The sequence below is a fragment of the Albidovulum sp. genome, from assembly GCF_041919395.1.
GTDB lineage: Bacteria > Pseudomonadota > Alphaproteobacteria > Rhodobacterales > Rhodobacteraceae > Albidovulum.
This window is the reverse complement of the sequence record NZ_JAYRTX010000061.1, coordinates 1-20,692: the sequence shown is the minus strand read 5'-3', so window position 1 is coordinate 20,692 and position 20,692 is coordinate 1. Positions and strand designations below refer to the sequence as shown.

The following is a 20,692-nucleotide window of genomic DNA, read 5'->3' as shown; positions in this document are numbered from 1 at the left end:
GAAGCGAGGTCTTTGTGGTGCATCATCTCTGTTCCCCAGTGTGCAGGTTACCGCCGTTGTCAGCGTCCCGCACATGCCCCCTCGGCACGGACCGCCGTATGGGGAAACAGGAGCAGCATTCCGCAACTCGCGCCATAAACCGTAGAGACAGGGGCATAAACCCTGGTTTATGGCGAAAAGGATAGGCGCATGGCCGTGACCAATGGCTTTTGCCCCCCCGCGTTGGCGCCAATCGGGCGACGATCCGGCATTCCGGTGACGGGATCGCGGCAGCCACGGTACCAGGGCCCCGTCGATAACAGTCCCTGGACTCAGGGCTCGTCACCGCTGCGAATCGGCCGCAGGCCCGGGAGGATCAGGTCCGGATCTCGACCCCGAGGTGCTTGGCCACCGTGAAGATGTCCTTGTCGCCGCGCCCGCACATGTTCATGACGATGATGTGGTCCGCAGGCAGCTCTGGGGCGATCTTCATTACATGGGCGAGCGCGTGGCTCGGTTCCAGCGCCGGGATGATCCCCTCCATGGCGCAAGAAAGCTTGAACGCCTCCAGCGCCTCCTTGTCGGTGATCGACACGTATTGCGCGCGTCCGGTTTCGTGCAGCCACGAATGTTCCGGACCGATGCCGGGATAGTCGAGCCCGGCCGAAATCGAGAAACCTTCGAGGATCTGCCCGTCAGCATCCTGCAAGAGATAGGTCCGGTTCCCGTGCAGCACACCGGGACGGCCGCCGGTCAGGCTGGCGCAGTGCTCCATCCGCGCGTCCACGCCCTTGCCGCCGGCCTCGACGCCGATGATGCGGACGGACGGGTCGTCGAGGAAGGGGAAGAAGAGCCCCATCGCGTTCGACCCGCCGCCGATGGCGGCGACGAGCGTATCGGGAAGGCGCCCCGCGCCTTCCTGCTCGGCCAGTTGCCAGCGCACCTCCTTGCCGATGATCGACTGGAAGTCGCGCACCATCGCCGGATAGGGATGCGGGCCCGCCACCGTGCCGATGCAGTAGAAGGTGTCGCGCACGTTCGTCACCCAGTCCCTGAGCGCGTCGTTCATCGCGTCCTTCAAGGTGCCGCGCCCCGAGGTGACGGGGTGCACCTCCGCCCCGAGAAGCCGCATCCGGAAAACGTTCGGCGCCTGCCGCTCGACGTCGTGGGCACCCATGTAGACCACACATTTCAGGCCGAACTTGGCACAGACCGTGGCCGTCGCCACGCCATGCTGGCCGGCGCCCGTCTCGGCGATGATCCTTGTCTTGCCCATGCGGCGGGCGAGGATGATCTGGCCGAGCACGTTGTTGATCTTGTGGGCGCCGGTATGGTTCAGCTCGTCGCGCTTCATGTAGATTTTCGCGCCGCCGAGGTGGCTTGTCAGCCGCTCGGCGTAATAGAGCGGCGAGGGGCGGCCGACATAATGCTTCCAGAGCCAGTCCATCTCGGCCCAGAACGTCGGGTCGGTCTTGGCCTTCTCGTACTCGGCCTCCAGGTCCAGGATGAGCGGCATCAGCGTTTCCGACACGAAGCGCCCGCCGAAGTCGCCGAACCGGCCGCGCTCGTCGGGACCGGTCCGATAGGAATTGATGCGGTCGTCTGGCATTTTCGCGGCTCCTCTCAGGACAGATCGCGTTTAAAGCCAATGTGCGATGGGGTAAAGCCGATGCGTTCGTAGAAGGCGCGCGCGCGGGTGCGCCCGGCGTTCGAGGTAAGCTGGATCACCCGGCAGCCCGCCGCCCGCGCGCGCGCCTCGGCGTCGGCCATCATCGCCGCGCCGACTCCGCGGCCCCTGAGGTCCGCCGCAACCCGCACGGATTCCACCTGCGCCCTGCGACTGGCGCGAAGCGAAAGGCCCGAGATGAACGTGATCTGGTAGGTGGCGACGACCCGCCCCGCCTCCTCGCCCACGATCAGGATGTTTCCGGCCTCTGCCTGCATCGCGTCGAAGGCGGCCAGGTAGGGCGCGCTGTCGGTGCCCTCGCGCGCTGCGCCCAGCGCATCGTCGGCCAGCAGGCCCACAACGGCCGGCACATCCTCGCGCCGCGCCTCGCGGAAGCGGATCATGCCCCGCCCCTGGCGGCCGCGATGAACGCGCGGATGAGCGCTTCGTCCTTCACGCCGGGCGCGCTTTCCACGCCGGAAGACACATCGACCTGCCGCGCGCCGGTCAGACGGATCGCCGCGGCGACGTTTTCTGGCGTCAGCCCGCCAGCGAGCATCCAGGGGCAGGGCCAGTATTTCCGCGCGACCAGCCGCCAGTCGAAAGCAAGTCCGTTGCCGCCCGGCAGCGCCGCGCCCTTCGGCGGCCTGGCGTCGATCAGAAGCTGATCCGCGATCCGCCCGTAGGTCTGGATCAGGGCGAGATCGGCCTCCTCGGCGATGCCCACGGCCTTCATCACCGGCAGGCCGTAGCGTCCGCGCACCTCGGCCACACGTTCCGGGCTTTCGGCACCGTGGAGTTGCAGCATGTCCATCGCCACCGCCCCCGTGATCGCATCAAGTTCGGCATCCGTCGCGTTCACCGTCAGGGCCACCTTGGCCACGCCCGGCGGCACCTCGGCGGCGAGCGCCGCGGCTGCGGGGATGGCAAGGTGGCGGGGCGATTTCGGAAAGAAGACGAAGCCCAGGTATGCCGCCCCTGCCGCAATTGCGGCCGCGACGTGGGCGGGCTCTTTCAGGCCGCAGATCTTCACGCGAACGGACATCGCAGGTTCCACCCCGGGCACGGACGGTCAGCGGCCGGTGCCGCGGCCTTCGAGGATCGCCAGAACCTCGTCTTCGGGCTCGGGGCGGGAATCCTTCAACCGCTTCACCTCGCGCTCCAGCCGCCCTGCCTCGCGCCGGTGCTCGGTTGCGGCGGTGCGGTGCTTCGCCTCGCGGAACCACTCCCAGACAAAGCCGATGCCAAGTCCGGCGACGATCCCCGCGAAGATCGCGAGGAACAGCGGCACCTCGACGGACCAGCTCAGGCCAAGGAAGGCGTCCATTTCGGCCGGCAAGAGCCGCAGCGTCACAACCTGCAGATTGGCCGAGGCCACGGCCACGAGAACGATGGCCAGCAGCGCGAGAAAGAAGAGGCGGAGAAAGCGGATCATGGCGGAGGATTACCCCCCGTTCAGCCTGTCCCGCAAGAGCTTTCCGGTCTTGAAAAAGGGCACATGCTTTTCCTCGACCGAGACGGACTCGCCGGTGCGCGGATTGCGGCCGGTGCGGGCGTCGCGCTTCTTCACCGAAAACGCGCCGAACCCCCTGAGCTCGACCCGGTCGCCGCGCGCCAGCGACTCGATGATCTCTTCGAAGATCGTGTTCACGATCCGCTCGACGTCGCGCTGGTAAAGGTGCGGATTCTCGTCGGCGATCTTCTGAATGAGTTCGGACCGGATCATTCGGAGCCCCCCTGTGCGTGCCGTCCCCGGATGGCGGCCGCGTTGTTGTGCGACGACTATAGGCGCATTCGGCGCGGCCTCAAACAGGAAAGCCATTGGAAAGGCGGGGAATTCTGCGTGAGAGGGGCGGCCGGACCGGCGCTTTGCGCAGCATCCGGGATACTGCAACGCAGCATCGCCGGGGGCTGCGGGTTCCGATCGCGCCCCGCGACCGGCGGCGCAGGAGCGATTCGGCAAAGGCAGAACGGCCCCGCACAGGGCGGGGCCGTTCCGGACCGCATGTCGCGATCTCAGCTCTTCGAGCCCTTCAGCGCGGCGCCGAGGATGTCGCCGAGCGAGGCGCCGGAGTCGGACGAGCCGTACTGTTCCACGGCCTCCTTCTCTTCGGCGATCTCGCGCGCCTTGATCGACAGGCCCAGCTTGCGGGTCTTCGGATCGATGTTGGTCACCCGCACGTCCACATGGTCGCCCACCTGGAAACGCTCGGGCCGCTGGTCGGCGCGGTCGCGGGCGAGGTCCGAGCGGCGGATGAACGACTTCGCGCCGCTGTACTCCACCTCGATCCCGCCGTCCTCGATCGCGGTAACGGTCACGGTGATGACCGAGCCGCGCTTAACGCCGTCGACGGCGTCCGAGAAGGTGTCGGCATCGAGCGCCTTGATGGAGAGCGAGATGCGCTCCTTCTCGGTGTCCACCTCGGTGACGGCGGCCTTGACCACGTCGCCCTTGCGGTAGTTCTGGATCGCCTCTTCGCCGCGCTGGTCCCAGCTGAGGTCGGAGAGGTGCACCATCCCGTCGATATCGTTCTCGAGGCCGACGAACAGACCGAATTCGGTGATGTTCTTGACTTCGCCCTCGATGACTTTGCCGACGGGGTGGGTTTCCGCGAAGACTTCCCACGGGTTGCGCATGGTCTGCTTCAGGCCGAGCGACACGCGGCGCTTGGACTGGTCGATCTCCAGCACCATGACGTCGACTTCCTGGCTCGTGGAGACGATCTTGCCGGGATGGACGTTCTTCTTGGTCCAGGACATTTCCGAGACGTGGACGAGCCCCTCGACCCCCGGCTCCAGCTCCACGAAGGCGCCGTAGTCGGTGATGTTGGTGACGCGGCCCTTGTGGACCGAGCCGATCGGGAACTTCGCCTCGACCGAATCCCACGGGTCGGAGAGAAGCTGTTTCATGCCGAGCGAGATGCGGTGGGTTTCCTTGTTGATCTTGATCACCTGGACCTTCACGGTCTCGCCGATGTTCAGGATTTCCGAAGGATGGTTCACGCGGCGCCACGCCATGTCGGTGACGTGGAGAAGACCGTCGACGCCGCCGAGATCGACGAACGCACCGTATTCGGTGATGTTCTTGACCACGCCGTCGACCACCTGGCCCTCGTAGAGATTGCCGATGACTTCGGCGCGCTGCTCGGCCCGGGACTCTTCGAGGATCGCACGACGCGACACGACAATGTTGCCGCGGCGGCGGTCCATCTTGAGGATCTGGAACGGCTGCTTGAGCCCCATGAGCGGGCCGGCGTCGCGCACCGGCCGGACATCGACCTGCGAACCGGGCAGGAACGCGACCGCACCGCCGAGATCGACCGTGAAGCCGCCCTTGACGCGACCGAAGATGGCGCCATCGACGCGCTCTTCCTTGGCATAGGCCTCTTCGAGACGGTCCCAGGCCTCTTCGCGGCGGGCCTTCTCGCGGCTCAGCACCGCTTCGCCGCGGACGTTCTCGACGCGGTCGAGATAGACCTCGACCTCATCGCCGACCGCGATGTCGGGCTGTTCGCCGGGATTTGCGAATTCCTTGAGATCGACACGGCCTTCCATCTTGTAGCCGACGTCGATGATGGCCTGGCCCGCCTCGATGGCGATGACCTTGCCCTTGACGACAGACCCCTCGTCCGGGGTGTCGATCTCGAAGCTTTCTTTGAGGAGGGCTTCGAATTCCTCCATCGTGGCTTTAGCGCACATGCGTGTTCAGTTTCCTTTGCAACGTGTTTCTGGCCATGCGGTTGGCTCCGCCGGTCTTTTCTCCGTCGCGCGGGGCAGAGGCGGCCGAAAACAGCAAAGGGCCGGCGTGATCCCGACCCTGCGCGTCCTCGGATGTCCCTGGCTCTCACGGCCCGTTCGACAGGCGGCGTATAGTGCCCCCTCGCCCGGTTTGCAAGCGCGACGGGCGCATTGGTCTGAAAGTCAGTCGAGCAGCGCCTCGATGTCGCCCGTGAGCTTGCGCGACAGGGGGGTCACTGTCGACCCGTAGGTCGCCACCACCTCGCCCTCGCCGGAGATCAGCACCTTGTTGAAGTTCCAGGCCGGGACAAAGCCCTCCTTGTCGCGCAACCACGCGTAGAACGGATGCGCCGCGGCACCCCGCACATGGGTTATCTCGGTCATCGGCAGGTCGAGCCCGTAGGTCAGCTCGCAGAAATCCTTCACCTCACCGTTGGAGCCGAGTTCCTGCCTGAAATCGTCGGACGGCACCGAGAGAACGACGAGCCCGCGATCGCGGTAGGTGTCGTAGAGCTTCTGCAAGCCCTCGTACTGAGGGGTGAATCCGCAGAGCGACGCGGTATTGACCACCAGGACCGGCTTGCCCGCCCAGTCGCTCAGCGAAAGGTCGCCACCATCGATCGAGGCGAAAGGGACATCGGGCGGAGCGGCGAGGGCCGGACCGAGGGCCGTCAGGGACGTTGTCAGTGTCGCAAGGATGAAACGCAGCATCGCAACCTCCGTTTGAAGATACTACGTCCAGGGCGCCGCGCCGGATCACTCCTTTGCGAGTCTGCGGCGCACTTCGGCGACCGCCGCCGCCACCGCCGCGTCGATTGTCATCGCGCTCGTGTCGAGCACCAACGCATCCTCGGCCGCCTTCAACGGCGACACCGCCCGATCCGCGTCCCGCTTGTCCCGCTCGATCACCTCGGCCAGCACCTGCGCCTCGTCGCCGCCCACTTCCAGCCAGCGGCGGTGGGCACGGACTTGCGCGCTGGCGGTGACGAAAAGCTTCACCTCCGCCTCGGGGCAGATCACCGTGCCGATGTCGCGCCCGTCGAGCACCGCGCCACCCTCGCGCCGGGCGAAGCCCCGCTGAAAGGTGACGAGTGCGGCGCGCACCTCGGGGATGACGGCGACCCGGCTTGCGGCCTGTCCGGCTTCCAGCGTCCTCAGATCATCGCGCCCAAGATCGCCTTCGGTCAGGTTTCGCGCGGCCTCCACCGGATCGCCGCCCTTCGCTCCGACCGCGCGGTAAAGTAGCCCGGTATCGAGATGGGCAAAGCCGAAATGCGCCGCGACCGCGCGGGAAATCGTCCCCTTCCCCGCCGCCGCCGGTCCGTCGATCGCCACCGTGAAGATCATCGCCGCCCCCGTTTGCCGCGCCATAGCGCAGCCACCGGCGCCGGTCAAACATGTGGGCCGCCGGAGGCGATACCTGCAAGCTGCGTGTCCCACCCCGGCGCGGCGCGCGACCGCTCACGGTCCCAGCGCCTCCTCCAGATAGTCCAGAGCCATGGCTAGGGTCACGAGCCGCGAATAGTCCGCCTCGGGGATCGGCAGGCCGAAGCGCTTGTGCAGTGCGCTGACGAGGTTCAGGAAGTCCATCGAGTCGAGGCCGAGATCGTCCTGAAACCGATCCGTCTCACCGATCGCCGCGGGATCGAGATCCGGCGCGACTTCGGTCATATCGGCGAGGAATGCGGCGCGGATTTCGTTCCGGGTCATGGGGTCAGCGGCTCCTGCAGAAGGCGGTCGATCTCGGCAAGGAACAGCGCGCCGCGGCGGCCGTCGCTCACGCGGTGGTCGGCGGCGAGGCTGACGGTCACCGCGAGACGCGCCGCCACCCCGCCGTCCCTTATCATCGGCCGCACCCTCGGCGTGCCGAAACCCACGAGCGCCACCTGCGGCGGAAAGATCACGCCGAAGAGCGCGTCAACGCCGCTCTCGCCGAGGCTCGAGACCGTGATCGTTCCCTGCGTTATCTCGCTCATCCTGAGACGCCCCGCGCGCGCCCGCGCGACGAGATCGCGCATCGCCGCCATGAGCGCGTCGGTATCCTTCGTCGCCGCGTCAAGGATGGCGGGGGCGATGAGACCGCCGCCGCGCAGGGATACGGCGACCCCGCAATGCACCGCCTCAGACCGGGCCGGGGCCGTCCCTGCCTCGTAGCGGCCATTCAGCTCGGGGACCTTGTCCAACGCACGCACGGCGGCGCGAACCAGTAGCGCACCCATCAGCAGCCGGCGGTCGGGTGTCCGGGTGGCGTTCAGCGCGGCAAGCCCGTCCTGTGCCGTCTGAAGGTCGATCTCGTGGCTCAGGTAGTAATGCGGGATCTCGCGCTTGGACCGTGTCATGGCGGCGGCGATTGCACGGCGCATCTCTGCCATGTCGAGCCCCGGCTTGGCCGTTGGCGGCGCGGCGGGCCGGGCGGCGATGTGACGATCGACATCGGCCAGCAGCACCGCGCCGCCAGGCCCCGAACCTGCGACCTCGGAGAGCGCGACGCGAGCCTCTGCGGCGCGTGCCTTGGCGGCCGGCGAGGCGAGGATGGCGCCCGGTTCGACGCTGGGTTGGGGTGCCTGGGCAAACACCGGCTCCGGGCCAGGGATCGGTGCCGCTTGCCCGGTCGGTGCAGGCGCGGCGGGCGGCACAGTGCCGGCTTCCGCCGCGCCAGGCGAACCGATCCGCGCCAGAAGCGCACCGACGGGCAGGGTCTGTCCAACCTTGGCCACCAGTTCGGCGACCTCGCCCGCATCGAAACATTCGATCTCGATCGCGCCCTTCTGGGTCTCGACCACCGCCACGACATCGCCGCGCGCGACCTTGTCGCCCGGGGCGACCAGCCATTGGGCAAGCTTGCCCGCCTCCATGTCGGCACCGAGCGAAGGCATCTTGAAATCAGTCATCGCGCGATCCCGGGCAGCGACTTCACCGCCGCGACGATGCCGGCGGGTTGCGGCAGGACCGCGGTCTCGAGGTGCTTCGGATAGGGCACCGGCACCTCGGCCGAACAGACGCGGGCGACCGGCGCGTCGAGGTGCCAGAAACACGCTTCCTGCACCCGCGCGGCAATTTCGCCCGAAAGCGACCCCGTCCGCCAGCCCTCGTCCACCACGACGGCCCGCCGGGTGCGCCGGATCGACGCGAAGACGGTTTCGTCGTCGATCGGACGGAGGGAGCGCAGGTCGATGACCTCGGCCTCGATCCCGTCCTTCGCCAGCGCCTCGGCGGCCTCGAGCGCCTTCCACAGGCTGTAGGACCAGGCGATCAGGGTCACGTCCCGGCCCGGGCGGCGGACCGCCGCGCGGTCTATATCGACGGGGCCTGCATTGTCCGGCAGCCGTCCCGCCATGTTGTAAAGCATGACATGTTCGAAGACGATCACCGGGTCGGGTTCCTCCAGGGCGGTCCAGAGCATCCCCCGCGCATCCTCGAGCGTCGCCGGGGCGACGACCCGGAGCCCGGGAATATGTGCATAGAAATTCTCGAGGCTGTGCGAATGCTGGGCGGCAAGCTGCCGCCCGGCCCCCGTCGCCATGCGGATCACGAGAGGTACGCCGAACTGACCGCCCGACATGTGGCGAAGGGTTGCAGCGGTGTTGAGGATCTGGTCGAGCGCGAGGAGCGAGAAGTTGACCGTCATGATCTCCACGATCGGCCGCATCCCGGCCAGCGCCGCTCCGATCCCCGCCCCGGTGAACCCCCCTTCGGAAAGCGGAGTGTCGCGGATCCGTTCGGGGCCGAATTCCTGAAGGAGGCCCATCGACACGGCGTAGCAGCCGCCATAGGCGCCGATATCCTCGCCCATCATGAACACCCGCTCGTCGCGCAGGAGCGCGTCGGTCACGGCCTGCCGGCAGCAGTCGCGATAGGTGCTTTCCACGAGCTTGCCGGGTGCCACCGGCACGGGCGGCGCCGGGCGGACCTCGGCGACGACATGGCGGGCAAGGTCCTCGACCGGCTCCCACGGCGCCTGCTCGCACGCCGCGACGGCGTTGCGGACCTGCGCCTCGACCTCGGCCTCGATGGCGTCGATCTGCTCCTGATGCATCAGGCCGTTGTCGAGAAGCCAGCCCTGGAACCGCGTGATTGGAGAGCGCTTGCGCCACTCCGCCACCTCGGCCTTGTCGCGGTATTTCTCGGCGTCGAACATCGAATGGGGCCGCGTGCGGTAGGTTCGGCATTCCAGGAACTGCGGGCCGCCGCCCGTCCGGATCGCCCCGACCAGCCGCCGGGCCGCCGCTTCGACTGCCACCACATCGTTGCCGTCGACGCTTTCGGCCGGCAGTCCGTAGCTGGCGGCGCGGGGCACGAAATCGGTGTTCGCCTGCACCCGCGCCACCGCCGAGCCCATGGCGTAGAGGTTGTTTTCCAGCACGAAGAGGACCGGCAGCTTCCAGAGCGCGGCGAGGTTCATCGCTTCGTGGAACTCGCCTTCGGCCAGTGCGCCTTCGCCGAAGAAGCAGGCCGTCACGCAGTCCCGCCCCTGCATCCTGTCGCCGAGCCCCAGCCCCGCCGCAAGTGGCAGACCGCCACCGACGATCGCGTTGCCGCCGTAGAGGTTGGTCTCGGCATCGAAGAAATGCATCGACCCGCCGCGACCGCCGGCGCAGCCGGTCGCCTTGCCGTACATCTCGGCCAGCGCGGATTCCATGCTGACGCTGCGGGCAAGGGCATGGCCGTGCTCGCGGTAGGTGGACACGACGCGGTCGCGCGGTTCCAGCGCCGCGGCGACGCCCACGGCCACGGCCTCCTCGCCGTCGTAAAGATGCAGGAAGCCGCGGATTTTCTCCTGCGTGTAGAGTTCGTAGCACTTTTCCTCGAAGCGGCGGATGCGGATCATCCCGCGCAGGAGCGCACGGACATGGTCATGGTCCAGTTTCACCTTGCCGGTCATCTGGCGTTCCCCTCCAACGTGGACAGATCGCCCTCGGGCAGGCCGAGTTCCCGCGCGCGCAAGAGCCGCCGCATGATCTTGCCAGAGCGGGTGCGCGGAAGGCTTTCGCGGAAGACGATCTCGCGCGGCGCGACAGCGGGACCAAGCCGCTTGCGCGCATGGCCGCGAAGCTCGCGTTCGAGCGCCTCGTCCGGCTCGAACCCGGCCTTCAGCGTGACAAAGGCCTTCACCACCTCGCCGGCGGTCTCGTCGGGGATGCCGATCACCGCGGCCTCTGCGACCGCGGGGTGTTCGATCAGCGCGCTTTCAACCTCGAAGGGTCCGATCAGGTGGCCGGAGGACTTGATGAGGTCATCAGCACGGCCGACGAACCAGTAGTAGCCGTCGGAATCCCGCATCGCCAGATCGCCGGTCAGATACCACCCCCCCGCGAAGCACTTCGCATAGCGCTCGGGCTGGCCCAGATAGGCGCGCATCATCGACGGCCAGCCGGGCCTGAGGGCCAGCTCGCCGATCGCGCCGTCGGGCAGCACCCTCACCTCTCCGTCCTCGTGCGAGACGATGCCGGCCTCGACCCCCGGCAGGGGCTTGCCCATCGAGCCCGGCTTTATGTCCATGGGGGCGGTGTTGGCGATCATGATGCCGCCGGTTTCCGACTGCCACCAGTTGTCGTGGAACGGGCGGCCGAATATCTCCTGTCCCCAGATCACGCATTCGGCGTTCAGTGGCTCGCCGACGCTGGCGAGGAACCGCAGGGCCGAAAAGTCGCGCCCCCGCGCGGCCTCGCCCCCCGCCCGCATCATCATGCGGATCGCCGTCGGCGCGGTGTACCACACCGCGACGCGCTCGCGTTCCAGGATCGCGTACCATCGGTCGAGCTCGAACTCGGCCTCGTCCACGACCATCGTCACCCGGTTGCAGAGGGGCGAGACGATGCCGTAGCTCATCCCCGTCACCCAGCCCGGATCGGCGGTGCACCAGTAGATGTCGCCGGGCCTGAGGTCGAGCGCGATGCGCCCGGTCTCGGCATGGGCGACCACCGCATCGTGGACATGCACCACGCCCTTCGGCAGCCCTGTCGTTCCGGACGTGAAATGCAGCAGCGCCATGTCCTCGGAGCCCGTCCGCACGGTCTCGAACACATCGGGCATGGCGGCCATCGCGGGGCCGAGCGCGACGCAACCCTCGGGCGCCGTGTCGCCGAGGATGAGGATGAGCTTCAGCGACGGCATCGTCGCGCGCCATTCGGCCACCTTCCGGCGATACTGCACCTCGGTCGTGACAAGAACGCTCGCCCCGCCGATTTCCATCCGTGCCCGAACGGGTTCGGGCCCGAAGGCGGCGAACAGCGGGCTGACCACCGCCCCCGCCTTCAAGGCCCCGAGTGTCGCGGCGTAGATGTCCGGCACCCGGCCGGCAAGCAAGAAGATCCGCTCGCCCCGGCCGATGCCGTTTTGCCGAAGCACATGGGCAAAACGCGCTGCCTGAGCCGCTAGGTCCGCGTAGCTGAGGACACGCCGTTCGCCCTCGCGGCCGAGCCAGACGAGCGCCGGCTGCTCCCCATGGCCTGCTGCAACGTGTCGGTCGACCGCCTCGTGAGCGATGTTGATGCCGCCGCCTGGCAGGCCCTCGAGACGCGCACGCGCAGCAACCCAGCCGGTCTGCATCCGGAGCGACGGAGTGTCGGTCGGCGTCTTGCGGATGACGTCGTGGCACATCTCGTCCTCCTCCGCACCGGGCGCTGCCCGGATCAGAGTGGACACAAAGTCCGACCAGGTCATTGACGCAGGTCATCCGCGACCGCTGCGCTACCCGCCGCGCGGTCCCCGAACTGCGTCGCGGTGGCGGCGCGGAACGATGACGGATGCCGCAGGCGGAGGGACCTCCACGCCCGCGCACCGGACCCGATGCGGCCCGCGCGCATCGGTCCGGCCGCGCCTTAACCCGGCCCTCCGTTTCGGGCTTGACGGCAAGTCCCTCTGCCCACGATATTTTTCCGCGCTGAATGCAGCCACTTACGGGCATCGGGATATGCGCGTGATCAACCGCCCGGCCGATTGACTCGATCCAGCCGACGAGCGTGCCGCCAGGCCTTGGAGCATATGAAAGCCAGATGACCGAAGAGCGCTATCTCCTGATCTGCAATACGTCCGACGGCTTGATCGCGCAAATCAACGGCGTCGTGACGCAATTGCAGTTCGCCCGCCGCACGGGCCTGGTTCCCATCGTGTACCTGCACCAGCGCAGCAACATGTTCGGCGGGCCCAACCCGTATTTCGATGCCGAACAGGGCGGCAATGTGTGGGACTACTACTTCGAGCCGATCGGCGTGTCCGGGCAGGACCTCGAAAGGCTCGTCGCCGGCGGCCGGGTCCTGACGCTGTCCACCGCGTCCGAACTTCAGCGCCTCTTTCGCTGGGAGCCGGAAAGCTGGTACATGAACCCCTTCGGCTATTACCGCAGCGTCGTGAACCGGGCCGACGGCCCCTATCCCGAAACCTGGTGGCAGGAGCAAAGGGACCGCGCGCGGCCGTTCCTGTCCGACGGCACGATCCGCTTCCGCCGTTCGATCCTGGCGCAGGTGGAAGCCTTCGCCGCGGCGAAGTTCGCCGATCATACGCTCGGCCTGCAGCTGCGCGGCTCGGACAAGTTCGATTTCGGCGTCGGGCCCAACCTTTCCCGCAAGATCGTGCCCGAGGAGTATTTCCCGCACATCGACCGCTATCTGGCTGCCCATCCAGACTGCACGCGGATCTTCGTGGCCACCGATCAGCGGCAATGGCTGAAGGTTCTCGAGGCGGCCTATCCCGATCACGTCATCTCGTACTCGGAGATATCGCTGAGCGATTCCGACGACAACAGTTTCAACCGTCAGGACAAGAAGGCGGCGCGCGGCGGCGAGGTGCTGTGCGACATGCTGCTCCTGTCGCGGTGCCGCCACCTCATCAAGTGCCACGCGGCAGTGGGCGAGATGGCGCTGGTGCTGAACCGGGACCTGCCGTTCCTCGACCTCAACTACGCAGAGCAGCCGATGATCGCCAGGAGCCGGCCGGCCCGGCTGATCGCGGCGCCGCTGATATGGCTGGCTGCGAGAATCTGGAGTATCGTCGCGCGCAAAGGTCTCGCGCTCGATCCGGTGGTGTCCATCGACGGGAGCGAGATCAGGGTCGGCAAGGGGAAGGGACGGTCGATCAACACGAGGACCGGCGCCACCGAATTCGCAGCGCGCGCGCCGGTATTCAGCAAGCGGTTCGTATCCGACGGGTTCGACTGGCTGTTGCGGAAACTCGGCGGACTGTGCTTCGGCTACGCGCCGCGCGGAAGTTGACGGAAGGACCGAAATGATGCCACGGGTGATGCAGAGGTTTAAGGCACTGAACTCGGACCGCATCGCTGCAATCCTGTTCGCGGTCGCCGTCGGCTTCGCGATCTGGCTCTACGGCGTCCTTGCGCATCGCAACGACCTTTTCCCCTATCCGCAGTTGCACGCCGTCCTGATCCAGGCGCAAAAGGGCCTCACCCTCATTCGCGGCCAGGTCAAGCCCGAGGACGGCTGGTTCTTCTACCGGCGTCCGGCCGAAAGCGTGCCCGAGACCCATACCTACCTGCCCGGTGCCGTCAGCAAGGCGCCGGTTCTCGTCTACGGCATCGATGAAGACCGGAAGATGGCTATCCGCATCATCGACAATGAAGGCACCGTCCTGCACCAGTGGGTGATCGACATCTTTGCGCTTTGGCCGGAGACGGACCACATCCCTGAACGCGACCGCCCAAAGGCCGACCCGGGCGGCGAGATCCACGGTCTGGTGATCACTTCGAAGGGTGACATCGTGTTCAACTTCGAGCCGTTCGGACTCATCCGCCTCGATTACTGCGGCAATCCGGTCTGGCGCTTGCCGGCCTTCACGCATCACTCGGTGGAGCGAGACGGAGACGGGGGATTCATCGTCTCCGAACAGGACTACGTGGCCGAACCCGGCCATAAGGACGAATTCGGCAACGTGGAGACCTTCCGCGAGTACGTGACGTTCGTCAGCGCCCAGGGCAAGGTGCTGGAACGCATTTCCGTCAACGACCTTCTGCTCGAAAACGGGCTGGGCGGTCTTTATTATCTGGCCGCGCACGCGCCGTTCGGACTGCATTTCGGCGACAACGACCTGCTCCACTTGAACGATGCCGAAATCTTTCCTGCCGACTTGAAGCCGGGGGTCTTCGGGCCAGGCGACATCCTCGTCTCGCTCCGCAACCTGAACACGGTCATCGTGTTCAACAGGGCGACACGGAAGATCAAGTACGCCTATACCGGATCCTTCGTGATGCAGCACGATCCCGATTTCATCAGCGGGGACGAAATCTCGCTCTTCGACAACCATGCGGTCGTCAAAAGCGACATGAACAGGCGCGAGCGACCGGCGGACGTGTTCAGCAGGATCGTCATCCTGAACGCGCGGGACAAGAGCGAAAGGGTCTTCTTCCAGGGCAGCAAGGAGGTGCCTTTCTTCAGCGACATCATGGGCAAGCATCAATGGCTGCCGAACGGCAATCTTCTCGTGACGGAGGCGCGCTGGGGGCGCGTCTTCGAACTGACCCCCGACGGAAAACTGGCCTGGGAATACAACAACGTCCTCGACAGGGGAATCGCCGAGGGCCTGCTTGGCATGGTGCTCGGCGGCCTGCGGCTTCCCGCCGGCCTCGACCGACAGCGGATTGCGGAGCTTGGGCGAAGCTGCGCCAGTCGTCCGGTTGCGCCATGACAACGGATTGACGGCACAACGCAGCGGGAGAAGGGACTTCGGCATGGATTCTGTCCTGGGATCGATCGGCCGGCGCATCGAGGCAATTGCCTCGCGGCGCATCGCGGTCCGGGTCGTCGTGCTTCTGGTCGCGGCACTCTTGCTTGGCGGCTGGTCGTTCGGCGCCATCGTGCGCGAGCGCGCGCTCGGGAGAGATCAGTTCGGACGGATGGGTAATCTCGCCTACGGTCTGGCGGCCCTGCCGTCCGAGGCGGCGCGTGCATTCCGGATGATGATGCAGGACGACCTGGCCGGGATGGCGACCGAGCATTCCGACCGCTTTCCCGGAAAGCAGGGATGGACGTTCTTCGACGTGCGGCTCGAAAGCGGGCTGGACGGATATCTCCTGTTCAGCCGTCACGATGGCGATGTCGGCCACCATGTCTTCGAACTCGTGGACCTCAAGGCCGGCGAGACGGTGCACCGCATAGATGTCGACCCCGAAAGGCTTTTCGCGGGTGCATCTTCGTCGTCCGGCCGGTCCGTCAGCAGCTGGCTGAACCCGCGGCGCTTCCAGGCCGTCCACCCCGTGCCGCTCGACAACGGCGATCTGCTCGTGAAAGCCCAGGAAAGCCCGATGGTCAGGATGACTCCGTGCGGCGATCCGGTGTGGATTCTCGACGACGAATTCTATCATCACACGACCGAACCCGGACCGGACGGCAATTTCTGGACATCGGGTTTCGTCCGTCCGCAGGAGGTCCGGGGATTGGCTCCAACCTTCTACGATCCCTCGATCGTGGAGTTCTCTGCCGAGGGCAAGGTGCTTTACCATCGCTCGGTGACGAAGATGATGCTCGACCAGGGGCTCGGGTTCCTGATCCTAGGGGCACACAAGTTCTATGGCGACCCTCTCCACCTCAACGACGTTCAGCCGGTATTCGAGGACGGACCCTACTGGAAGCGCGGCGACATCTTCGTCAGCCTGCGCCATCCTTCGACGATCATGCTCATCCGCCCCTCCACGGACAAGATCCTGTGGTGGAAGTCGGGGCCCTGGGTCTCGCAGCATGACGTCGACGTGATCGACAGCACCACCATCGCCGTCTTCAACAACAACGCGCTGAACTTCGGCGACGGGGAATTCGTCAACGGCCGCAGCGACATCATCTACTACGACTTCGCCACCGACACGGTTTCCAGCCCCTATGCAAAGGTTCTGGCGGCGAACGACTTCAGGAACGAAGCGGGCGGCCTTTTCACCGTCCTGCCGGACGGGCACTACTACGTGGACGAGTCCGAGTCGGGCCGGACCCTGATCTTTACGCCCAAGGGCGAACTGGCCGTCGAGCACATCAACCGCGCGAAAAAGAACGGGTTGATCTACCATCTGGGATGGAGCCGCTACCTGACACGCGCGGAAGGCGACAGGCTGAAGACGCGGTGGAAGGCTGCGAAATGCAACTAGCCGCACGCGGCCACGTCCCGGGCACAGCAGAAGCACGCGGCCCGCAACGCCGGCGAAGGGCGTTCGGGCCGCTCGGGAAGCAGGCGGTCCGCCGGCGGCTCGCCTAGGCCGCGCTTGCCGCCTTCTTGCTGGTCTTCTCGAAGCCGCGGCCGGTCAGCGACTGCTCGAAATCCGAGGCCACGTCGTCGCGGTCGTGATAGTCGAAATACCAGCGGATGGTCCGGTCCAGCCCCTCGGAGAACGGCACCTCCGGCTCCCATCCCAGCAGCTTCTTTGCCAGGCTGTTGTCGCAGACCCGGTTGTAGGGGCCGGTCGGCTTGCTCAGGTCACGCTCGATCCCGGCTTTCAGTCCGGTGCGCTCAAGGATCATCTGGGCGCACTGGATGACCGATGTGCGCTCCATCGTGCCGAGGTTGACCGCGGTGCCGTCCTCGATGCGTTCGGCGGCGCGGATCGTGCCCTCCACGATGTCGCTGACATAGGTCCAGTTGCGGATCTGTTCGCCGGTGCCCCAGACGACGAAGGGGTCCTGCCGCAGGAACGCGCGGGCGATCATCGCGACGACCGCGTGGTTCGTGGGGCAGCGCGGACCGTAGGCGGTGAAGTAGCGCACGGAGGCGCACTTCATGCCGTATTCCTCGTGATAGGCCCTGAGCGCCAGCTCCGCCATCAGCTTGGCCCAACCATAAAGGTCGTCGGCCTCGTAGGGCGGTTTCACCAGATCCTCGGTAAGGTAGAGGATCTCGCTCGGATCGCTCTGCAGGCTGGTCGGGTAGACGCAACCCGACGATGCGAAGGTGAAATGCTCCACGCCGGCCCGATACGCCTCGCGGGTCATGATGCTGTCCAGCGCGAGGTTGGTCGAGCAGGCCGCCTGATGCGTGCTGATGTAGCCCCGCCCGCCATGGGTGGCGGCGAGGTGAAAGACCACCTGCATGTCGGCGACGGCCTTCGCAGCCGTGCGCGGGTCGAGCAGATCGACCTCGTCGAACTCGACCTTGCCGGTCTTCATCACCTGATCGATGTTCTCCCGGATACCGCTGGAGAGATCGTCGGCAACCCTTACCCGCGCCCCGCGGCGCACGAGGCCCTCGACCAGGTGCGAGCCGATGAAGGAGCAGCCGCCCGTGACGAGTACGTTCTTTGAAGACCAGTCCAACGTATCCTCTCCAATCTGTTCAATAGACCGATGGCGCGACTTGGTTGGCGCCTCGGTCAGGGTCTTGATTTCAAACCGCGCAGCACGCCGGGAGTCCGGCCAATGCGGCGACATGTTTCTCGTGGCCTCGGCTATTCGTCAACGATTCTGGTTGACAGGCAAGGGTGCATTCGGCTTTCGACTGATGCCGGAGAACGGGCGTTCACACCCGGTTCGCACAGGAAGCCGCCGGACCGAACCCGTCAAGATGCTGGTGAGAAGCGCCCGATGAAACGAGAATTCTCCACCGCCGCAGCCTGGAGCGCAGCCGCGGCCTGGATGGAACAGGCGGCAGCGGCCCTGATCTTCCTCGTCATCGCACGGATCATCGGCGTCGAAAGCTTCGGCATCGCATCAATGGCCTTTGCCTTTCTTTTCCTTGGAGAATTTCTTGTCCGCGACACGATCACCGAGGCCATCATCGAGCGGGAATCGCTCGAAGACGGTCGGCTCGAGGCGACGTTCTTCGCGCTGACGGGCATCGCCACCGCCATCATGGTCGCGCTTATGGGCCTGGCGCAGGTCGTGGCGAAACTCTACGGGCAGCCCTCCGTCGCGCCACTGCTGACAACTGTCAGTCCGGCCGTGCTGATGATCGGCCTCGGTGGGGTCTCGACCGCATTGCTGCGTCGCCGAATGGAATACAAAACCCTCGCAATCCGGACCATTGTCGGCGTGACGCTCGGCGGGCTCGTGGGAATCGCGATGGCCATGAACGGCTACGGCGCCTGGAGCCTCGTCGGCCAGCGCCTTGCGGAGCTTGGCATCAACAGCGTCCTCGCGATCCTCGGCGCGCGCTGGTGGCCGCGCCGCCTTCCCACCCGCGCCGAGTTCGGCCTCATCCGCGGTCTCGGCCCGCGCGTGCTCAAGCTCAGGACCTGGACGCTCGTGGTGAACCAGACCCCGACCGTCATGCTGGGCATATTCGCCGATCCGCGGGCCGCGGGTCTCTTTGCCTTCTCGGCCCGACTCGTCGAGATCGTGATCAAGGTCTCGGTCAGGGTCATCCAGGGTGTCGCGCAATCTGCGATCGCCGAACTGCGCCGCCAGACGGGCCGCACCTCTGGCTTCTTCCTCGACCTGACGGAGCTTTCGGCCTTCGCCGGCTTCGTCTCGCTCGCCGGACTGGCGCTGGTCGCCTTCCCGCTGACACGGGTGCTTCTCGGACCGGAATGGGACGCCGCCGGCCACATCATTCCGTTCCTTTGCGTCGCGGGCGCCGCGATGGCGCTGACGGCAACGCAGGAAGCATATCTCCTGGCGCTCGACCGGGTGGACGCATACCTCGGCGTGATTGCGATCGAGGCTGCTCTCGGCATCATCCTGGTCGGGTTGGCCAGCCCCTTCGGGGCGGTCGCGGCGGCCGCGGCCGTCGCATTGCGCGCCGTGCTTGTGCTGCCGCTCTGCACGCGCGCGGCGCTTGCGCCGGAAGCGATACCTGCCCGGGGGTTCGCCCATGCGCTCCGGTCGCCCGCAATCGTGACCGTGGCGATGGGCCTCGTCGTGGCACTCTGGCGCCTGCTCGCCCTCGGGCGGATCGACGATATCGCCTACGTCGCACTGGCCGTCCTGATCGGCGTGGCCATGGCGCTGATCGCCGTCGTCGGTTTCATGCCGGGCACCTTCGCGCGGCTGAAGAGCTACGTGCGGGCATGATCCTGCCTGACGCCGCGCACTGCTTCCCGAACGGCGACAGTGTTTCCTGCCGATAGGCCTGACGCGATAAATCTGCTATGGCCGATCCGTGGATTTGCGGGCCCATGCCGGACCGCGCCGTTGCGATTTGAAACACGGGGATCGCGGCGCCGGATTGACCGGCGCACGCGTCCGCGAGAAGGACGAGAGACGATGCTTCATTGGATTCGCAAGAAGTCATTCCTGGTGAAATGGGTCGCCGTCGCCCGCCGCTGGCCGCTGGAGCGGCTTCTTGAAACGATCGACATCGACCTCAGCCCTTCCGAGAAGGCGGAGATGGTCAACGGCATCCATTCCTGGCGCTATCTCGTTCCGCGTTACCTGGAGCGCTTTGACTCGGCGGCTGGCGGCAAGCAGGCCTACTGTTTCGGCGTCGCACATGGCGGCACAGTTCACGGCCTGCTCGAAGGATATCAGAGCCTGACGAGCAAGATGCCGTACCTGCACCTCTTCGATTCCTTCCAGGGTCTTCCGCCCGAGGACCCCGGCATCGAGGTCCCGGCGGTCTGGGACGTGGGCGCCTTCGCCTCGCCGCTCTCGGGGCTGGAGCGGCGGCTCGGCGAGCTTGGCGTGACCGAGGACCAGCGGATGATCCATCCCGGCTGGTTCTCCGAGACGCTGAAGCCCGAACTTGTCGCGAACGGCACGTTCAAGCCGGCGGCCTATGTGGACATTGACGCCGATCTCTACAACAGCACGATGGATGTCCTGAATTTCCTCTTCTCGCACAAGCTGATCGGCCCCGGAACGCTGATCGGCTACGACGACTGGGGCGACACCGAACTCTGGACGGCCGGCGAAAGCCGCGCGCACAAGGAGATCATGGAGAAGTACGACGTCGCCTGCGCGCAACTCTTCTCCTGGGGTGAGCGACCGCTGATCCGCAAGCTCTTCGTGGTCGTGAGGGTCGGCCGGTAGATCTCGGATCGATCCACGGGGTCAGGGGACGGCCGATGCCCTTGAAGCACGCGAAAGACGGAACGGGGTGAACAGAACATGCAGGCACGCAGTCTCGCCGGGTCGGACCTTCTTCGGGCGACGAGCCGCGTCCTGGCGATCGCGGTGTCGCTGGCCGTCCTCGCCATCGGGGCGTCGGGCTATCTGAACGGCGGTGCGCTGCGCGGCATCGAGTACTGGTGGATTGCCACGCTCGGCCTCGCAATCCTGCCCTTCGGACTCGGTCTCTGGACCCGCTGGCAATCGGCGGGTCTCATGGCCGCGCTCTTCCTGGCGGGTTTCGCCGCCCAGCTCGCGCTGAAGGATCCGTTGTGGTTCCAGCACTTCCGGCTGTCGGCGGGCGGGCTGTCCCCCGCCATGCTGGCCGCTGTCGGCG

General features: G+C 66.3%; 19 protein-coding genes. 6 read left to right on the top strand and 13 right to left on the bottom strand.

Annotated elements, in window-relative coordinates; genetic code table 11:
• Nucleotides 1-355 precede the first annotated feature (355 nt).
• The 12 genes from trpB to acsA form a co-directional block, all read right to left on the bottom strand.
• The gene (gene trpB, locus ACMUOO_RS11280) at nucleotides 356-1,588 is read right to left on the bottom strand and encodes a tryptophan synthase subunit beta (RefSeq protein ID WP_301918287.1); all 1,233 of its coding nucleotides are present in this window, start codon (nucleotides 1,586-1,588) and stop codon (nucleotides 356-358) included.
• Nucleotides 1,589-1,602: 14 nt separating this feature from the next.
• Nucleotides 1,603-2,049: a GNAT family N-acetyltransferase gene (locus ACMUOO_RS11275; protein ID WP_301918286.1), complete on the bottom strand. Its 447-nt coding sequence runs from the start codon at nucleotides 2,047-2,049 to the stop codon at nucleotides 1,603-1,605.
• Entirely contained in the window at nucleotides 2,046-2,690 is a 645-nt protein-coding gene (locus tag ACMUOO_RS11270; protein ID WP_301918285.1) for a phosphoribosylanthranilate isomerase, read from the bottom strand. The genes ACMUOO_RS11275 and ACMUOO_RS11270 overlap by 4 nt, the downstream gene beginning before the upstream one ends.
• Nucleotides 2,691-2,717: 27 nt before the next feature.
• Nucleotides 2,718-3,080: a lipopolysaccharide assembly protein LapA domain-containing protein gene (locus ACMUOO_RS11265; protein ID WP_367891188.1), complete on the bottom strand. Its 363-nt coding sequence runs from the start codon at nucleotides 3,078-3,080 to the stop codon at nucleotides 2,718-2,720.
• Between the two features lie 9 nt (nucleotides 3,081-3,089).
• Complete coding sequence (ihfB, locus tag ACMUOO_RS11260) at nucleotides 3,090-3,371, bottom strand: integration host factor subunit beta (RefSeq protein ID WP_301918284.1); 282 nt, start codon at nucleotides 3,369-3,371, stop codon at nucleotides 3,090-3,092.
• Nucleotides 3,372-3,661: 290 nt separating this feature from the next.
• Nucleotides 3,662-5,344, bottom strand: a complete 1,683-nt coding sequence (gene rpsA, locus ACMUOO_RS11255) for a 30S ribosomal protein S1 (RefSeq protein WP_413855259.1) — start codon at nucleotides 5,342-5,344, stop codon at nucleotides 3,662-3,664.
• Nucleotides 5,345-5,566: 222 nt separating this feature from the next.
• Nucleotides 5,567-6,094, bottom strand: a complete 528-nt coding sequence (locus ACMUOO_RS11250; protein ID WP_301920087.1) for a glutathione peroxidase — start codon at nucleotides 6,092-6,094, stop codon at nucleotides 5,567-5,569.
• Nucleotides 6,095-6,139: 45 nt separating this feature from the next.
• A complete protein-coding gene (locus ACMUOO_RS11245; protein WP_413855262.1) occupies nucleotides 6,140-6,730 on the bottom strand; it encodes a (d)CMP kinase in 591 nt (196 codons plus the stop codon).
• 114 nt (nucleotides 6,731-6,844) lie between these two features.
• Entirely contained in the window at nucleotides 6,845-7,093 is a 249-nt protein-coding gene (locus ACMUOO_RS11240) for an acyl carrier protein (protein WP_301920061.1), read from the bottom strand.
• Entirely contained in the window at nucleotides 7,090-8,274 is a 1,185-nt protein-coding gene (locus tag ACMUOO_RS11235; RefSeq protein WP_301920062.1) for a dihydrolipoamide acetyltransferase family protein, read from the bottom strand. The genes ACMUOO_RS11240 and ACMUOO_RS11235 overlap by 4 nt, the downstream gene beginning before the upstream one ends.
• Nucleotides 8,271-10,265, bottom strand: a complete 1,995-nt coding sequence (gene pdhA / locus ACMUOO_RS11230; RefSeq protein ID WP_301920063.1) for a pyruvate dehydrogenase (acetyl-transferring) E1 component subunit alpha — start codon at nucleotides 10,263-10,265, stop codon at nucleotides 8,271-8,273. The genes ACMUOO_RS11235 and pdhA overlap by 4 nt, the downstream gene beginning before the upstream one ends.
• Nucleotides 10,262-11,983: an acetate--CoA ligase gene (gene acsA / locus ACMUOO_RS11225; RefSeq protein WP_301920064.1), complete on the bottom strand. Its 1,722-nt coding sequence runs from the start codon at nucleotides 11,981-11,983 to the stop codon at nucleotides 10,262-10,264. Before acsA ends, pdhA begins: the two co-directional genes overlap by 4 nt.
• Before the next feature lie 395 nt (nucleotides 11,984-12,378).
• Here acsA and ACMUOO_RS11220 point away from each other — a divergent pair, with 395 nt between their 5' ends.
• Genes ACMUOO_RS11220 through ACMUOO_RS11210 form a run of 3 tightly spaced genes read left to right on the top strand, consistent with a single transcriptional unit; the run spans nucleotide 12,379 to nucleotide 16,466 of the window.
• Nucleotides 12,379-13,593, top strand: a complete 1,215-nt coding sequence (locus ACMUOO_RS11220) for a hypothetical protein (RefSeq protein ID WP_301920065.1) — start codon at nucleotides 12,379-12,381, stop codon at nucleotides 13,591-13,593.
• 28 nt (nucleotides 13,594-13,621) lie between these two features.
• Nucleotides 13,622-15,019 carry an arylsulfotransferase family protein gene (locus ACMUOO_RS11215; protein WP_301920066.1) on the top strand — a complete coding sequence of 466 codons (1,398 nt, stop codon included), beginning with the start codon at nucleotides 13,622-13,624 and terminating at the stop codon, nucleotides 15,017-15,019.
• Between the two features lie 43 nt (nucleotides 15,020-15,062).
• Entirely contained in the window at nucleotides 15,063-16,466 is a 1,404-nt protein-coding gene (locus ACMUOO_RS11210) for an arylsulfotransferase family protein (RefSeq protein ID WP_301920067.1), read from the top strand.
• A gap of 103 nt (nucleotides 16,467-16,569) precedes the next feature.
• Here ACMUOO_RS11210 and ACMUOO_RS11205 read toward each other — a convergent pair whose 3' ends face one another.
• Nucleotides 16,570-17,625: an NAD-dependent epimerase/dehydratase family protein gene (locus ACMUOO_RS11205; RefSeq protein ID WP_301920068.1), complete on the bottom strand. Its 1,056-nt coding sequence runs from the start codon at nucleotides 17,623-17,625 to the stop codon at nucleotides 16,570-16,572.
• 267 nt (nucleotides 17,626-17,892) lie between these two features.
• Here ACMUOO_RS11205 and ACMUOO_RS11200 point away from each other — a divergent pair, with 267 nt between their 5' ends.
• The 3 genes from ACMUOO_RS11200 to ACMUOO_RS11190 all read left to right on the top strand — a co-directional run.
• A complete protein-coding gene (locus tag ACMUOO_RS11200; RefSeq protein ID WP_301920069.1) occupies nucleotides 17,893-19,320 on the top strand; it encodes an oligosaccharide flippase family protein in 1,428 nt (475 codons plus the stop codon).
• A gap of 192 nt (nucleotides 19,321-19,512) precedes the next feature.
• Entirely contained in the window at nucleotides 19,513-20,277 is a 765-nt protein-coding gene (locus ACMUOO_RS11195) for a TylF/MycF/NovP-related O-methyltransferase (protein WP_301920070.1), read from the top strand.
• 78 nt (nucleotides 20,278-20,355) lie between these two features.
• A partial coding sequence (locus ACMUOO_RS11190) for a hypothetical protein (RefSeq protein WP_413855254.1) occupies nucleotides 20,356-20,692 on the top strand: 337 nt, incomplete at its 3' end.

Excerpts from the sequence above, each read along its gene's own strand:
- trpB (WP_301918287.1), bottom strand. The coding sequence starts at position 1,588 with ATGCCAGACGACCGCATCAATTCCTATCGGACCGGTCCCGACGAGCGC.
- ACMUOO_RS11275 (WP_301918286.1), bottom strand. The coding sequence starts at position 2,049 with ATGATCCGCTTCCGCGAGGCGCGGCGCGAGGATGTGCCGGCCGTTGTG.
- ACMUOO_RS11270 (WP_301918285.1), bottom strand. The coding sequence starts at position 2,690 with ATGTCCGTTCGCGTGAAGATCTGCGGCCTGAAAGAGCCCGCCCACGTC.
- ACMUOO_RS11265 (WP_367891188.1), bottom strand. The coding sequence starts at position 3,080 with ATGATCCGCTTTCTCCGCCTCTTCTTTCTCGCGCTGCTGGCCATCGTT.
- ihfB (WP_301918284.1), bottom strand. The coding sequence starts at position 3,371 with ATGATCCGGTCCGAACTCATTCAGAAGATCGCCGACGAGAATCCGCAC.
- rpsA (WP_413855259.1), bottom strand. The coding sequence starts at position 5,344 with ATGTGCGCTAAAGCCACGATGGAGGAATTCGAAGCCCTCCTCAAAGAA.
- ACMUOO_RS11250 (WP_301920087.1), bottom strand. The coding sequence starts at position 6,094 with ATGCTGCGTTTCATCCTTGCGACACTGACAACGTCCCTGACGGCCCTC.
- ACMUOO_RS11245 (WP_413855262.1), bottom strand. The coding sequence starts at position 6,730 with ATGATCTTCACGGTGGCGATCGACGGACCGGCGGCGGCGGGGAAGGGG.
- ACMUOO_RS11240 (WP_301920061.1), bottom strand. The coding sequence starts at position 7,093 with ATGACCCGGAACGAAATCCGCGCCGCATTCCTCGCCGATATGACCGAA.
- ACMUOO_RS11235 (WP_301920062.1), bottom strand. The coding sequence starts at position 8,274 with ATGACTGATTTCAAGATGCCTTCGCTCGGTGCCGACATGGAGGCGGGC.
- pdhA (WP_301920063.1), bottom strand. The coding sequence starts at position 10,265 with ATGACCGGCAAGGTGAAACTGGACCATGACCATGTCCGTGCGCTCCTG.
- acsA (WP_301920064.1), bottom strand. The coding sequence starts at position 11,983 with ATGTGCCACGACGTCATCCGCAAGACGCCGACCGACACTCCGTCGCTC.
- ACMUOO_RS11220 (WP_301920065.1), top strand. The coding sequence starts at position 12,379 with ATGACCGAAGAGCGCTATCTCCTGATCTGCAATACGTCCGACGGCTTG.
- ACMUOO_RS11215 (WP_301920066.1), top strand. The coding sequence starts at position 13,622 with ATGCAGAGGTTTAAGGCACTGAACTCGGACCGCATCGCTGCAATCCTG.
- ACMUOO_RS11210 (WP_301920067.1), top strand. The coding sequence starts at position 15,063 with ATGGATTCTGTCCTGGGATCGATCGGCCGGCGCATCGAGGCAATTGCC.
- ACMUOO_RS11200 (WP_301920069.1), top strand. The coding sequence starts at position 17,893 with ATGAAACGAGAATTCTCCACCGCCGCAGCCTGGAGCGCAGCCGCGGCC.
- ACMUOO_RS11195 (WP_301920070.1), top strand. The coding sequence starts at position 19,513 with ATGCTTCATTGGATTCGCAAGAAGTCATTCCTGGTGAAATGGGTCGCC.